This window comes from Paraburkholderia silvatlantica (assembly GCF_003096715.1).
GTDB lineage: Bacteria > Pseudomonadota > Gammaproteobacteria > Burkholderiales > Burkholderiaceae > Paraburkholderia > Paraburkholderia silvatlantica.
Genome location: NZ_QEOL01000014.1, coordinates 47,397 through 61,607, shown reverse-complemented (window position 1 = coordinate 61,607; position 14,211 = coordinate 47,397). Strand labels below are relative to the sequence as shown.

Here is a 14,211-nt window from a genome sequence, read left to right as displayed (position 1 = left end):
GTGCAAAAGGCGCAATCTGGTCGCACAATGACCCCGAGAGGCGGTCGGGACAAGGCGCTCGGGCTATTCCTGCGGTAGCGAAACGTTATGGCAGGGGCCCGTGTACTGGATTAGAATGCTTTGGTGGTGTCGCAAGGCAAATGTAGGCGCCCATCTATGAGTGAAGGAGTGGTGCTTTGAACAACAACATGTTTTCGAAGGCAGCAGTGTGGCTGGTAATCGCACTGGTGCTGTTTACGGTGTTCAAGCAGTTCGACAAGCCCCGTGTCCAGGAAGGCGTTTCGTACTCGCAGTTCATGGACGACGCGAAGGCCGGCAAGGTCAAGAGTGTCGTGGTGCAGGGGCGGAACCTCACGGTCACTCCGGCTGACGGCCAGAAATACCAGATCGTCTCGCCAGGCGACATCTGGATGGTTGGCGACCTGATGAAATACGGCGTGCAGGTGAGCGGCAAGGCCGACGAAGAACCGAATGCGCTCGTTTCGGCGTTGTACTACCTTGGGCCGACGATACTGATCATCGTGTTCTGGTTCTACATGATGAGACAGATGCAGGGGGGCGGCAAAGGCGGGGCGTTCTCCTTTGGTAAATCGCGCGCCCGCCTGATCGACGAGAACAACAACGCGGTCAACTTCTCCGACGTCGCGGGCTGCGACGAAGCCAAGGAAGAAGTGTCCGAACTCGTCGACTTCCTGCGCGATCCGCAAAAATTCCAGAAGCTGGGTGGACGCATTCCGCGCGGCGTGCTGCTCGTCGGCCCTCCGGGTACGGGTAAGACGCTGCTTGCGCGCGCCATCGCCGGCGAAGCGAAGGTGCCGTTCTTCAGCATCTCGGGTTCGGACTTCGTCGAAATGTTCGTCGGCGTGGGCGCGGCCCGGGTGCGCGACATGTTCGAGCAGGCCAAGAAGCATGCGCCGTGTATCGTGTTCATCGACGAAATCGACGCGGTCGGCCGCCATCGTGGCGCCGGCATGGGCGGCGGCAACGACGAGCGCGAGCAGACGCTGAACCAGATGCTGGTCGAGATGGACGGCTTCGAGGCGAACTCGGGCGTCATCGTGATCGCGGCGACCAACCGTTCGGACGTGCTCGACAAGGCGCTGCTGCGTCCGGGCCGTTTCGACCGCCAGGTCTACGTGGGCCTGCCGGACATCCGCGGCCGCGAACAGATCATGAAGGTGCACCTGCGCAAGGTGCCGATCGCGAACGACGTCGATGCAGCGGTGATCGCTCGCGGCACGCCGGGCTTCTCGGGCGCCGACCTCGCGAATCTCGTGAACGAAGCCGCGCTCTTCGCGGCGCGCCGCGGCAAGCGCATTGTCGAGATGCAGGACTTCGAAGACGCGAAGGACAAGATCTTCATGGGTCCGGAGCGCAAGTCGGCGGTGATCCGCGAAGAAGCGAAGCGCGCCACGGCGTACCACGAGTCGGGTCACGCGGTGATCGCGAAGCTGTTGCCGAAGGCGGACCCGGTGCACAAGGTCACGATCATTCCGCGCGGTCGCGCGCTGGGCGTCACGTGGCAGCTGCCCGAGCACGACAACGAAACGTATTCGAAGGACTATCTGCTGGATCGTCTGGCCATCCTGTTCGGCGGCCGTGTGGCGGAAGAACTGTTCATGAACCTGATCAGTACGGGCGCCTCGGACGACTTCAACAAGGCCACGCAAACGGCCCGCGCCATGGTGACGCGCTTTGGCATGACGGACGCGCTCGGACCGATGGTCTACGCCGACGACGACAGCGATGGCGGCCCGTTCGGCAAGGGCTTCACCCGCGCGATCTCGGAAGCGACGCAGCAGAAGGTCGACGCGGAAATCCGCCGCGTGCTCGACGAGCAGTACAACCTCGCGAAGCGCCTGCTCGACGAGAACCGCGACAAGGTCGAAGCCATGACCGCGGCACTCATGGAGTGGGAAACGATCGATGCCGACCAGATCAACGACATCATGGCCGGCCGTCCGCCGCGTTCGCCGAAGAGCACGCCGTCGCCGGGCGACGCGTCGTCGGGCGGCAGCACGGGCACCGAGGTCAAGCCCGGTAGCGCCACCGCACCGGCGTGATCCTTATCGAGTAAAGTTGCGGGCCGGTGTGATGTTCACATCGGCCCGTTTTGCATTTCTCGCGTGCCGCTGTCCCGCCGCATCTCGTTACACATCTGACGTTTTCTGACGTGCCCAATATCTCTTCGCAAGGTAGTCTCCCACCTGAGCCGCTCGCGTGCGGCCGTTTCACGCTGACGTTCGAGCGTCCGCTCGTCATGGGAATCCTCAACGCCACGCCCGACTCGTTTTCCGACGGCGGCCGCTATCTCGCTTTCGGCGACGCTTTGCGCCGCGCCGAGCAGATGATGCTCGACGGCGTCGATATCATCGACATTGGCGGTGAATCGACGCGCCCGGGCGCGCCGCCCGTGCCGCTCGACGAGGAACTCGAACGCGTGATTCCGCTCGTGGAAAAGCTCAAGGGCGCGAACGTGCCGCTGTCGATCGACACGTACAAGCCCGAAGTCATGCGCGCGGCGCTTGCGGCAGGTGCCGATATGATCAACGACATCTGGGGTTTGCGCATGCCCGGCGCGATCGAGGCCGTGCGCGAGAGCGACTGTGGGCTGTGTGTGATGCACATGCTCGGCGAGCCGCAGACGATGCAGCTGGGCGAGCCGGACTACGTGGACGTCGTGCGCGAAGTGCGCGAGTTTCTCGCCCGGCGTTGCGCCGAACTCGAAGCGGCGGGCGTGGCGAAGGCGCGCATCAGCGTGGATCCGGGCTTCGGTTTCGGCAAGTCGGTGGTCGAGCACAATTACGCGCTGCTTGCGCACCTGCCTGAGACGGCGCCTGAGGTTGCCGCAGGTGTCGCGCCGTATCCGATCCTGGCCGGCATGTCGCGCAAGTCGATGCTCGGCGCGATCGTGAACCGGCCCGCGCCCGAGCGCGTGGCGGCGAGCGTGGCAGCGGCCGTGTGCGCGGCAGAGCGCGGCGCGGCGATCATTCGCGTGCACGACGTTGCGCCCACCGTGGACGCACTCAGGATCTGGGCGGCGATGTGCGACGCGAAGTCCGCCGGGACGTCGGATACACAAGGCTGAGCGATTGCCCGGCAGGCCGCGCCCGGGCGCAAAGTTGCGTCGCAGCGGATGCGGGCGGCCACAATACAGGACAAAGCAGCACCAAACCGAGGGGTAGGAAGATGGGACGTCGTTATTTCGGAACTGATGGGGTGCGCGGCAAGGTCGGCGAGGCGCCGATCACGCCCGATTTCGTACTTCGGCTAGGCTACGCCGCGGGCAAGGTGCTCGCGGGCTCGGCGGCGGCGTCCGGGCCGCGCCCGTCCGTGCTGATCGGCAAGGACACGCGTATTTCGGGCTATATGCTCGAAGCCTCCCTGGAAGCGGGGCTGTCCGCTGCGGGCATCGACGTGATGCTGGCGGGTCCGATGACGACGCCTGGCATCGCCTATCTCACGCGCGCGCTGCGGCTTGCCGCGGGCGTCGTGATCAGCGCGTCGCACAATCCCTACTACGACAACGGCATCAAGTTCTTCTCCGCCGACGGCAACAAGCTCCCCGACGAGGTGGAGACGCAGATCGAGGAGCAGCTCGCGCAGCCGCTTGCCTGCGCGCCCTCCGAGCAGCTTGGCCGCGCCCGCCGCCTGCACGACGCGGGCGGGCGCTACATCGAGTTCTGCAAGAGCACGTTCCCGCAGGCGTTCAATCTGCGCGGCCTGAAGCTCGTGATCGATTGCGCCAACGGGGCGGCTTATGACATCGCGCCGCACGTGTTCCACGAACTGGGCGCGGACGTGATTCCGATCGGGGTGTCGCCGAACGGCTTCAATATCAACGACGGCGTCGGCGCGACCGCGCCCGACGCGCTCGTGCGCGCCGTGCGCGCGAATCACGCGGACCTCGGCATCGCGCTCGACGGCGACGCCGACCGTCTCCAGGTCGTCGATGCACAGGGCCGCCTCTACAACGGCGACGAACTGCTCTACGTGCTCGTGAAGGACCGCATCGCGACCGACGGCAAGGTGGAAGGCGCGGTGGGCACGCTCATGACCAATCTCGCGGTGGAGCAGGCGCTCGAAGGCCTCGGCGTGCAGCTGGTGCGCGCGAACGTGGGCGACCGCTACGTGCTGGAGCAACTTCGCGAGCGCGGCTGGCAGCTCGGCGCGGAAGGCTCGGGCCACATTCTGTCGCTCGACCGTCACACGACCGGCGACGGCATCGTCTCGGCGCTCCTCGTGCTCGCAGCGATGAAGCGCAGCGGCAACACGATCGCGCAACTGCTCGACGGCGTGAAACTGTTTCCGCAGAAGCTCATCAACGTGCGCATCGCGCAGGGCGCCGACTGGAAGGGCAACGCCGGCATCCAGCAGTCGATCGCTTCCGCCGAGGCGGAATTGAAAGGCAAGGGCCGCGTGCTGATCCGCGCTTCGGGCACGGAGCCCGTGCTGCGCGTGATGGTCGAGGCCCGCGAGGAGCGCGACGCGGTGCATTACGCCGAGGCGATCGCCAGCGTGGTCAAGCGTTCGATCGCCTGAGCGCCGGCTATTGAATTGCGCGACTGAGTGACGCCCCGAACTGTTGAGCACGACTCGCACTCCGCCGTCGTGCTCAACGTTTTGTGCGATTTTTTCGGCGTCGCGACAGAAACAGGCAAACGTTTAAAACAATTGCATAGCGGTTCGCAAATCATTTTCGGGGAGGGCCCCGAATTTTTTCATCGGACCCCCTGATGGCCTCCAAACGCCCGCCTCGCGGGCTTTTCAGCCGCCACCGCGCGTGCAGGCCATGCTGTAGCCGCGCCTCGCAAATCGCGCAAAACGCATAGCCACACGCCTTTCAGCCAGTAATCGAACTGTCACGTTCGCTTCATGAATCGTCACAGTACTGTCACAGAGACCCCCTAAGCTTCGCGGTGTCGTTCATCCGCTCACACACTGGAGGTCTCATGAAATTGATGCAAACCGCGCTCGCTGGCGTTGCTGGCGCGCTCTTCGCGATCGCAGCGCAGGCTGCTGACATCACCGGCGCGGGCAGCACCTTCGCAGCACCGATCTATACGAAATGGGCGGATGCCTATCAAAAGTCGGGCGGCGGCAAGGTGAATTACCAGGGCATTGGCTCGTCGGGCGGCATCAAGCAGATCCAGGCCAAGACTGTCGACTTCGCGGGCTCCGACGCTCCGCTGAAGGACGAAGATCTGGCCAAGGACGGCCTGTTCCAGTTCCCGACGGTGGTCGGCGGCGTGGTGCCGGCGATCAACGTGCCGGGTATCAAGGCCGGCGAAATCACGCTGTCGGGCCCGGTGCTCGGCGACATCTACCTCGGCAAGATCAAGAAGTGGAACGATCCGGCCATCGCCGCACTGAACCCGAAGGTCAAGCTGCCTGACCTCGACATCGCCGTGGTGCGCCGCGCCGACGGTTCGGGCACCAGCTTCATCTGGACGAACTACCTCTCGAAGGTCAACCCCGAGTGGAAGAGCAAGGTCGGCGAAGGCACGACCGTGAACTGGCCGACGGGTACGGGCGGCAAGGGCAACGACGGCGTCGCAGCCTTCGTGCAGCGTCTGCCGGGCGCAATCGGCTACGTCGAGTGGGCGTACGCCAAGCAAAATCACATGGTCTACACTGCCATGAAGAACGAAGCGGGCGCGGTTGTTCAGCCGGACACCGAAACGTTCAAGGCAGCCGCTGCCGGCGCGGACTGGAAGAAGTCGTTCTACCAGATCCTCACGAACGAGCCGGGCAAGGACGCATGGCCGGTCGTCGGCGCGACCTTCGTGCTGCTGCACACCGCGCAGGACAAGCCGGACCAGGGCAAGGAAACGCTCAAGTTCTTCGACTGGGCGTTCAAGAACGGCACGCCGGCTGCTGACAGCCTCGATTACATCTCGCTGCCGCAATCGGTTGTGAGCGAAATCAAGTCGCAGTGGAAGGAGAAGGTCAAGGACGCGAGCGGCAAGCCGATCGCCGAGTAAGCAACGCACGCCAGGAAAGCCCGGCAAGCGTAAAAAAGGCCGCCGCGTGACGCGTGCGGCCTGTTCGCTTGTGGCTTGCCTGAGTCTACGCTGTCCATGATGTGCCGCCCGCCCTCCGGCTCAATCGTCAGTATTGACGGCCGGAAGTCGGGCGATCTGCAGCCCCACGGCCGCATCAACGTCGTGAGCCCCGTGCTCGCGGCAACTGGAACCCAGGTCACCATGTCCGACGTCCCGCTCGTGTCGAACCCGCCCGGCAACGCCGCGCAGCAAAAAGCGCCCAGCCCGGCAGGGGACATCATTTTCGGCGGCCTCGCGCGCCTCGCCGCCATCGTCACGCTGTTGCTGCTCGGCGGCATCATCGTGTCGCTGATCATCGCCTCGTTGCCGACGATCCAGAAATTCGGTCTCGCATTCCTCTGGACTGCCGACTGGGATCCTCCCAGCCAACAGTTCGGCGCGCTTGTGCCCATCTACGGCACGATCGCCACCTCGATCATCGCGCTCGTCATCGCCGTGCCCGTGAGCTTCGGCATCGCGCTCTTCCTCACCGAGCTTTCGCCCGCGTGGCTGCGCCGTCCGCTCGGCATCGCCATCGAACTGCTCGCCGCGATCCCGTCGATCGTCTACGGTATGTGGGGTCTGCTCGTGTTCGCGCCGATCTTCGCGCAGTGGTTCGAAAAGCCGCTCGGCTCGCTGCTGGGGGGCATGCCAATCGTCGGCGCGCTGTTCCAGGGCGCGCCTATCGGCATCGGCATTTTGTGCGCCGGCGTGATTCTCGCGATCATGATCATTCCGTATATTGCCTCGGTCATGCGCGACGTCTTCGAAGTCACGCCTGTGCTGCTCAAGGAGTCGGCCTACGGCATCGGCTGCACGACCTGGGAAGTGATGTGGAAGATCGTGCTGCCGTTCACCAAGACCGGCGTGATCGGCGGCGTGATGCTGGGGCTCGGCCGCGCGCTCGGCGAGACGATGGCTGTCACGTTCGTGATCGGCAATACGAACCTGCTCGACAACGTGTCGCTCTTTTCGCCGGGCAACAGCATCACCTCGGCGCTCGCCAACGAGTTTGCGGAAGCGAGCCCGGGCCTGCACACGGCCGCGCTGATGGAACTCGGCCTGATCCTCTTCGTGATTACGTTCATCGTGCTGTCGATCTCGAAGCTCATGTTGCTGCGCCTTGAAAAATCGGAGGGTGCGCGATGAGCGAACCGATGATGAAAATTCCGGGTGCGATTTACGGCCCCGAACTGGACCGCATGCGCGACAAGCTGCAGCGCCGCCGCCGCGTGACCAACGCGATCGCGCTCACGCTCTCGCTCGCCGCCATGGCGTTCGGCATTCTGTGGCTCGTGTGGATTCTCTACACGACGATTTCGCTCGGCATCGGCGGTCTTTCGGTGGATCTGTTCACGCAATCCACGCCGCCGCCGAACACCGATGGCGGCGGTCTTGCCAACGCCATCGTCGGCAGCTTGCTGCTCGTTGTGATCGCAACGTTCGTCGGCACGCCGATCGGCATCCTCGCGGGCATCTATCTCGCGGAATACGGCCAGAAGGGGTGGCTCGCGAGCGTCACGCGCTTCATCAACGACATTCTGCTGTCGGCGCCTTCGATCGTCGTGGGCCTGTTCGTCTACGCGCTCGTGGTCGCGAAGATGGGGCACTTCAGCGGCTGGGCCGGCGCGATTGCGCTCGCCTTGCTGCAGATCCCGATCGTGATCCGCACGACCGAGAACATGCTCAAGCTCGTGCCGAACGCGCTGCGCGAAGCGGCTTTCGCACTCGGCACGCCGAAGTGGAAGATGGTGCTTTCCATCACGCTCAAGGCGTCGATCGCGGGCATCGTGACGGGCGTGCTGCTCGCCATCGCCCGTATTGCCGGCGAAACCGCGCCGCTGCTGTTCACCGCGCTGTCGAACCAGTTCTTCAGCGCCGACATGAATCAACCGATCGCGAACCTGCCGGTCACGATCTTCAAGTTTGCGATGAGCCCGTTTGCGCAGTGGCAATCGCTTGCGTGGGCCGGCGTTTTCCTGATCACGCTGGGCGTGCTGGGTCTGAATATCCTCGCGCGCACGGTCTTTTCGAAGAAATAAGGGCGGAGTTCCCGATGAACATGGCTGAGAGTCACCTCAACACCGCTGCGCACGGCAATGCGCCCTCCGCTGGGTTTGAACCTGCGGATCCCGCCCAGAATGCGCGCCTGCAGGCGCTGGGCAAACCGAAGATCGAAGTGAAGGATCTGAACTTCTTCTACGGCAAGTATCACGCGCTGAAGAACATCAACCTGCAGATTCCCGAAGGCAAGGTGACGGCGTTCATCGGCCCGTCGGGCTGCGGCAAGTCCACGCTCCTGCGCACCTTCAACCAGATGTTCGCGCTCTATCCGGAGCAGCGCGCCGAAGGCGAGATCGTGATGGACGGTGAAAACCTGCTCATGACCAAGCGCGACATCTCGCTCCTGCGCGCGCGCATCGGCATGGTGTTCCAGAAGCCGACCCCGTTCCCGATGTCGATTTACGACAACATCGCGTTCGGCGTGAAGATGTTCGAGAAGCTCTCGCGCCCGGAAATGGATGATCGCGTGGAATGGGCGCTTACCAAGGCCGCGCTCTGGAACGAAGTGAAGGACAAGCTCGGCCAGAGCGGCTACGGCCTCTCGGGCGGCCAGCAGCAGCGCCTGTGTATCGCGCGCGGCATTGCGATCCGCCCCGAAGTGCTGCTGCTCGACGAGCCGTGCTCGGCGCTCGACCCGATTTCCACGGGCCGCATCGAAGAGCTGATCGCGGAACTCAAGAGCGACTACACGGTGGTGATCGTCACCCATAACATGCAGCAGGCCGCGCGTTGCTCGGACTACACTGCTTACATGTACCTTGGTGAGCTGATCGAATTCGGCGACACCGAAAAGATCTTCATCAAGCCGGTCCGCAAGGAAACGGAAGACTACATCACCGGCCGCTTCGGCTAATCGGAGCAGGGAGCAAATCATGTCCGACAAACACTTGTCCAGCCAGTTCGACGCCGATTTGAACCTCATTTCGTCGAAGGTGCTCGAAATGGGCGGTCTCGTCGAATCGCAGATCATCACGGCAATGCAGGCGCTCAACGACTTCGACGGCGAAGCCGCGGAGCGCGTGATCGTCGCCGAAGACCGCCTCAACACGATGGAAGTCGAGATCGACGAGGAGTGCAGCAACATCATCGCGCGCCGCCAGCCGGCCGCGCGTGACCTGCGCCTCGTGCTCGCGATTTCGAAGACCATCACGAACCTCGAGCGCGCCGGCGACGAGGCCGAGAAGATCGCCAAGCGCACCAAGCGCCTGATGGAAGACGGCGCTTCGCGCGCGGTCAACATCGCCGAAATCAAGGTCTCGGGCGAGATGGCCGTGTCGATCCTGCGCCGCGCGCTCGACGCGTTCGCGCGTCTCGACACCGTGGCCGCCGCGCAGATCGTGCGCGACGACAAGGCGATCGACGAGGAATTCCGCGCATTCGTGCGCAAGCTCGTGACCTACATGATGGAAGATCCGCGCACGATCTCCGTGGGCCTCGACTATCTGTTCATCGCCAAGGCGATCGAGCGGATCGGCGACCACGCGAAGAACATCGCGGAATTCATCATCTACATCGTGAAGGGCACCGACGTGCGCCACAAGTCGCGCGACGCCCTCGAACGCGAAGCGCTCAGCTAATTCAACAGGTAACAAGGTCAAGAGGTGCCGATGCCTAGCAGCATTCTCGTCATCGAAGATGAGCCCGCCATTTCCGAGCTGATTTCGGTGAACCTGCAGCACGCAGGCCACTGCCCGATCCGCGCCTACAACGCGGAGCAGGCGCAGAACCTGATCAGCGATGTGCTGCCCGATCTCATCCTGCTCGACTGGATGTTGCCGGGCAAGTCGGGTGTGAATTTCGCGCGCGATCTGCGCAACAACGAACGCACGAAGCACATTCCGATCATCATGCTGACCGCGCGCGGCGACGAGCAGGACAAGGTGCTCGGCCTCGAAATCGGCGCTGACGACTATGTGACGAAGCCGTTCTCGCCCAAGGAGCTGATGGCGCGCATCAAGGCGGTGCTGCGCCGCCGCGCGCCGCAGCTCACGGAAGACGTGGTGGCGATCAACGGTCTGAAGCTCGATCCGGCCACGCACCGCGTGGCGGCCGCCGCCGAGGGCTCGGAAATCAAGCTCGATCTCGGCCCGACCGAGTTCCGTCTGCTGCACTTCTTCATGACGCATCCGGAGCGCGTGCACAGCCGCACGCAGCTGCTCGATCAGGTGTGGGGCGATCACGTGTTCGTGGAAGAGCGCACGGTGGACGTGCATATCAAGCGTCTGCGCGCCGCGCTCAAGCCGGCAGGGTGCGATGCTATGATCGAAACGGTGCGCGGCAGCGGCTACCGTCTCGCCAAGAGCGCCTGAGCTGCAACCCTGGCCGCGCCGCAGGGTGAGTCACCGGGCGGCGCGACTGCTTTGCCGCCGCCGGTATTCAACTAGATGTCGCGTGCCCGCATCCGACCGTATTTATCTTCGATCGCAGGAACATGAACATCATCTGGGCGCGCTCCCTCGTATCGATCGTGTTGCTCGCGCTCATCTGTGCGGGCGTTGGCGCGATTTTCGGCGTCAAGGTCGCGCTGGGCGTCGCCGTGCTGGCGCTGCTCGCGCAAATGCTCTTTAGCACGTTTCACAAGCAGCGTCTGTGGCGCCTGCTCGACGCGCCGGTCTACGGCGAAGTGCCGAGCGCTCCGGGTATCTGGGGCGAAATCTACTATCGCCTGCACAAGCTCGCGAAGCGCTGGCATGCTCAGGTGCGCCAGGTGGAGCAGCAGCACTCGCGCTTCATCCAGGCGATCCAGGCCTCGCCCAACGGCGTCGCCATGCTCGACGACCACGACCAGATCGAGTGGTGCAACGCGATCTCGGAAGTGCACTTCGGCCTCGATGCCAGGCGCGACCTGCGCCAGCACATCACGCATCTCGTGCGTCAGCCCGACTTCGTGCGCTACCTCAATTCGCACGATTACAAGGACATGCTGATCATGCGCGGCATGGGCGCGAAGCGTCAGAACGTGATCTCGGTGCAGGTGTTTCCGTACGGCGAGAATCGCAAGCTCATCCTTTCGCAGGACATCACGGAACTCGAGCGCACCGACGCCATGCGGCGCGATTTCGTGGCCAACGTCTCGCACGAGCTGAAAACGCCGATCACGGTGCTCTCGGGCTTCCTCGAGACGATGCGCGAACTGCCGCTTGGCGAGGCCGAGCGCAACCGCTACCTGGAGCTCATGGAGCAGCAGGCCTCGCGCATGCGCCACATCGTCACCGACCTGCTCGTGCTCGCCAAGCTCGAAGGCGAGGGGCGCCAGCCCGGCGACCATATGGTCGATATGCGCGCCGTGCTCGGGCACGTGCGCGAGGACGCCGAGAGCCTCTCGGGCGGGCATCACCGCATCACGGCCGATTTCGACGATGGACTGAGCGTCACCGGTTCCGAAACCGAGATCATGAGCGCGCTAGGCAATCTCGCGACCAACGCCGTGCGTTACACGCCGGACGGCGGCACCGTGCATCTGTCCTGGCGCGCGGAACAGGGCAGCGCGGTGTTTTCCGTTACCGACAGCGGCCTTGGCATTCCTGCCGCCGATATTCCGCGCCTGACCGAGCGCTTCTATCGCGTGGATCGCAGCCGCTCGCGCGACACGGGCGGCACGGGACTGGGTCTCGCGATCGTCAAGCACGTGCTGCAGCGTCACGACGCGGCGCTCGAAGTGAAGAGCGAGGAAGGGCGGGGCAGCACGTTCACGGTGCGCTTTCCGGCCGCGCGCACGACGAGACGGCAGCCGGCGCCGGTGTAACGAAGCGCCGCCGCAATTGAAAAAGAAAAGCCGCTTCATTCGAAGCGGCTTTTTTGCGTCCAGCGTGACCGCACCGTCAAGGCATTACGGACAGAACTTCGCCAGCAAGCTCAACTGCGCATTACGCATCGCTTTGCCCGCGCGGCGGCGGCGATAGTGGCCGTCGCTTTGCATGAGCCAGGCCGATTGATTGTCGCCGAGGAAGGCGGAAAGCCCTTCGGCGATCACGCGGCGCTTGAGCCTGCGGTCGTGAATCGGGAACGCCACTTCGACGCGGCGGAACAGGTTGCGATCCATCCAGTCTGCGCTCGACAGGTAGACGTCTTCCTTGCCGCCCGCATAGAAGTAATAGATGCGGTGGTGCTCGAGGAAGCGCCCGACGATCGAGCGCACCGTGATGTTCTCGGACAGCCCCGGCACGCCCGGCTGCAACGAGCACACGCCGCGGATGATCAGATCGATCTTCACGCCGGCCTGCGATGCTTCGTACAACTCGTCGATCACGGTCGGTTCGAGCAGCGCGTTCATCTTCGCGACGATGCGCGCCTTCTTGCCGGCGCGCGCGGCGTCGGCTTCGTTGCGGATCGCCTCGATCATCTTCGGATGCAGCGTGAACGGCGACTGCCACAGATCGTGCAGCTGCAGCTCGCCGCCGATGCCCGTGAGCTGCTGGAAGACGTGGTGCACGTCCTCGCACATCTTCGGCTCCGAGGTCATGAGGCCGAAGTCGGTATAGAGGCGCGCGGTGCGCGGATGGTAGTTGCCTGTGCCCAGGTGCACGTAGCGGCGCAGCACCATGCGCCCGTTCGCGGGCACGCGGCGCACGATCAGCATCATCTTGGCGTGGCACTTGTGGCCCACCACGCCGTACACCACGTGCGCGCCCACGGCTTCGAGCTGCGCGGCCCAGTTGATGTTGGTCTCTTCGTCGAAGCGCGCGAGCAGCTCCACCACCACCGTCACTTCCTTGCCGTTGCGCGCGGCCTGCATGAGCGCGTCCATGAGCGGCGAGTCGGTGCCGGTGCGGTAGATCGTCTGCTTGATCGCGACCACGTTCGGATCGTTCGCGGCCTGCAGCAGCAGTTCGAGCACGGGCTGGAAGCTCTCGTACGGATGATGCAGGAGGACGTCGCCCTGATCGATCACATCGAACATGTTGCTGTTCGCGGCGATGCGCCGCGGAATGGCGGGCACGTGCGGCACGAACTTGAGATCGGGGCGATCGACCATCTCGGGCAACTGCATGAGCCGCACGAGATTCACGGGGCCATCGACGAAATAGCAGTCCTTTTCGTTGAGGCCGCTTTCGTCGAGCAGGCGCTTCACGAGATGCGGGGGCGTTTCCGCCGACACTTCGAGCCGCACCGCATTGCCCAGATGCCGCGCGGGCAGTTCGCCCTGCAGCGCCACGCGCAGGTTGGTGATTTCGTCTTCGTCGACGAAGAGTTCACTGTTGCGCGTAATGCGGAACTGGTTGCAGCTGCGCACGACGAGGTTTGGGAACAGCTCGCCCACGAAGCGCTGCAAGAGCGAGCCGAGCAGCACGAAGCCGTGCTGGAAGCCGGAGAGCTCCTGCGGCATGCGCACGAGGCGCGGCAGCGCGCGCGGCGCCTGCACGATGCCCATGACAGCCTGGCGTCCGAAGGCGTCCTTGCCTTCGAGTTCGACCACGAAGTTCAGGCTCTTGTTGAGCACGCGCGGGAACGGGTGCGCGGGATCGAGCCCGATGGGCGTGAGAACGGGCAGGAGTTCGTCGAAGAAGTATTTGCGCGCCCATGCGGTTTGCGCTTCGTTCCAGGCATCGGTGCCGTGGAAATAGATGCCTTCCTGTTCGAGCGCGGGCAGCACGGTGTCGTGCAGCATGCGGTACTGGCGATGCACGAGACGCTGCGCGCGCTCGACCACGAGGTCGTACACGTGCTGCAGCGACATGCCGTCGGGCGAGAGCACGCCCGGATTGTCGCGCATCTGTTCCTGAAGCCCGGCCATGCGGACTTCGAAGAATTCGTCGAGGTTGCTGCTGGTGATGCAGATGAAGCGCAAGCGTTCCAGCAAGGGAACAACGGGATCGGCCGCCTGTGCGAGCACGCGCTCATTGAATCCCAGAATGCCCAGTTCGCGATTGAGTAGGGGATAGCGGATGGACATCGGCAATGAAAACGGAATGTCGGGAATGGATTCGAACGGACGCTCGGAAATTCTCACAGTAATATGACTTTATTGTGACATTCGAAGTGTCATAAATTTTACGCCGCATTTTCACGAAATCGACAAGTCGCGTTGCGAACATGCATGCTGGGTAGAAGTACCCATAGTCATGACCAATGCGAGGAGCGACATGGTGAAGTCGGCTACGCT

At 63.7% G+C, this 14,211-nt stretch carries 11 protein-coding genes; 10 read left to right on the top strand and 1 reads right to left on the bottom strand.

All coding sequences use genetic code 11. The annotated features are described in order from the left end of the window. The first annotated feature begins 176 nt into the window (after positions 1 to 176). The 10 genes from ftsH to phoR all read left to right on the top strand — a co-directional run bounded on the left by ftsH (position 177) and on the right by phoR (position 11,853). Complete coding sequence (gene ftsH, locus C7411_RS19310) at positions 177 to 2,063, top strand: ATP-dependent zinc metalloprotease FtsH (protein WP_110387351.1); 1,887 nt, start codon at positions 177 to 179, stop codon at positions 2,061 to 2,063. A gap of 110 nt (positions 2,064 to 2,173) precedes the next feature. Beyond that, positions 2,174 to 3,088: a dihydropteroate synthase gene (folP, locus tag C7411_RS19305; protein WP_373682681.1), complete on the top strand. Its 915-nt coding sequence runs from the start codon at positions 2,174 to 2,176 to the stop codon at positions 3,086 to 3,088. A 101-nt stretch (positions 3,089 to 3,189) separates the two neighbouring features. Continuing rightward, positions 3,190 to 4,542 (top strand): phosphoglucosamine mutase, encoded by a 1,353-nt coding sequence (gene glmM, locus C7411_RS19300; RefSeq protein WP_110387349.1) that lies wholly within the window; start codon positions 3,190 to 3,192, stop codon positions 4,540 to 4,542. A 410-nt stretch (positions 4,543 to 4,952) separates the two neighbouring features. Continuing rightward, positions 4,953 to 5,984: a phosphate ABC transporter substrate-binding protein PstS gene (gene pstS / locus C7411_RS19295; RefSeq protein WP_116603290.1), complete on the top strand. Its 1,032-nt coding sequence runs from the start codon at positions 4,953 to 4,955 to the stop codon at positions 5,982 to 5,984. A gap of 222 nt (positions 5,985 to 6,206) precedes the next feature. Beyond that, complete coding sequence (gene pstC, locus C7411_RS19290) at positions 6,207 to 7,193, top strand: phosphate ABC transporter permease PstC (RefSeq protein ID WP_110388603.1); 987 nt, start codon at positions 6,207 to 6,209, stop codon at positions 7,191 to 7,193. After that, complete coding sequence (gene pstA, locus C7411_RS19285; protein ID WP_110388598.1) at positions 7,190 to 8,086, top strand: phosphate ABC transporter permease PstA; 897 nt, start codon at positions 7,190 to 7,192, stop codon at positions 8,084 to 8,086. The genes pstC and pstA overlap by 4 nt, the downstream gene beginning before the upstream one ends. Before the next feature lie 20 nt (positions 8,087 to 8,106). Next, positions 8,107 to 8,961: a phosphate ABC transporter ATP-binding protein PstB gene (gene pstB, locus C7411_RS19280; protein ID WP_373682759.1), complete on the top strand. Its 855-nt coding sequence runs from the start codon at positions 8,107 to 8,109 to the stop codon at positions 8,959 to 8,961. A gap of 19 nt (positions 8,962 to 8,980) precedes the next feature. Then, a complete protein-coding gene (gene phoU, locus C7411_RS19275) occupies positions 8,981 to 9,685 on the top strand; it encodes a phosphate signaling complex protein PhoU (RefSeq protein WP_042261374.1) in 705 nt (234 codons plus the stop codon). Between the two features lie 30 nt (positions 9,686 to 9,715). Then, positions 9,716 to 10,417 (top strand): phosphate regulon transcriptional regulator PhoB, encoded by a 702-nt coding sequence (gene phoB / locus C7411_RS19270; RefSeq protein WP_042261377.1) that lies wholly within the window; start codon positions 9,716 to 9,718, stop codon positions 10,415 to 10,417. A 122-nt stretch (positions 10,418 to 10,539) separates the two neighbouring features. After that, positions 10,540 to 11,853: a phosphate regulon sensor histidine kinase PhoR gene (phoR, locus tag C7411_RS19265; RefSeq protein ID WP_042261379.1), complete on the top strand. Its 1,314-nt coding sequence runs from the start codon at positions 10,540 to 10,542 to the stop codon at positions 11,851 to 11,853. 84 nt (positions 11,854 to 11,937) lie between these two features. Here phoR and ppk1 read toward each other — a convergent pair whose 3' ends face one another. Then, entirely contained in the window at positions 11,938 to 14,001 is a 2,064-nt protein-coding gene (gene ppk1 / locus C7411_RS19260) for a polyphosphate kinase 1 (RefSeq protein ID WP_110388596.1), read from the bottom strand. Between the last annotated feature and the right edge of the window lie 210 nt (positions 14,002 to 14,211).